Annotated in this window: 2 tRNA genes and 2 rRNA genes; all 4 read left to right on the top strand. The window is 42.7% G+C overall.

Annotated elements, in window-relative coordinates:
* Window positions 1–129: ribosomal RNA gene (locus J3477_RS25920) — 16S ribosomal RNA — on the top strand; the annotation flags it as partial.
* Window positions 130–253: 124 nt separating this feature from the next.
* Window positions 254–329, top strand: a tRNA-Ala gene (locus J3477_RS25915).
* 5 nt (window positions 330–334) lie between these two features.
* Window positions 335–411 (top strand) — tRNA-Ile (locus J3477_RS25910).
* Window positions 412–539: 128 nt separating this feature from the next.
* Window positions 540–702 (top strand): 23S ribosomal RNA (locus J3477_RS25905); the annotation flags it as partial.

Below are 702 nucleotides of genomic sequence, written 5' to 3'. Positions count from 1 at the left end.
AGAGTTGGCAATACCCGAAGTCTGTGAGCTAACCCGTAAGGGAGGCAGCAGCCGAAGGTAGGGTCAGCGATTGGGGTGAAGTCGTAACAAGGTAGCCGTAGGAGAACCTGCGGCTGGATCACCTCCTTTCTATGGAGAAATTATTAAGTACTGATGCATTTCAGACTTAATATATACGAATTCTGGTTAGAATCTCTCTCTGTTTAATTTTGAGATACCAAGTAATTGGCATCTTAATTTAATATACACATATGGGGGTATAGCTCAGTTGGGAGAGCACCTGCCTTGCACGCAGGGGGTCAAGAGTTCGAATCTCTTTATCTCCACCATTTGTGGGCTTATAGCTCAGCTGGTTAGAGCGCACGCCTGATAAGCGTGAGGTCGATGGTTCGAGTCCATTTAAGCCCACCATTGTTCTTTGAAAATTGCACATAAGTTAAAGTAAAGATATTTACTAATCTTTGTAATAAATTGATTACTAAAATGCACGCTAGTATTTTAGTAAATCAGCAAATTTGTAACTCAAATTTGATTTGATAGGTCAAGCTACAAAGGGCGCATGGTGAATGCCTTGGCATCAAGAGCCGAAGAAGGACGTGACAAGCTGCGATAAGCTTTGGGTAGGCGCAAATAGCCTGTGATCCAAAGATCTCCGAATGAGGAAACTCACGTAGGTAACCCTACGTATCCTATAGTGAATAC

Source organism: Clostridium zeae (genome assembly GCF_017312485.1).
GTDB classification, from domain to species: Bacteria; Bacillota; Clostridia; order Clostridiales; family Clostridiaceae; genus Clostridium_AR; species Clostridium_AR zeae.
This window is presented reverse-complemented; position numbering and strand designations above follow the sequence as displayed.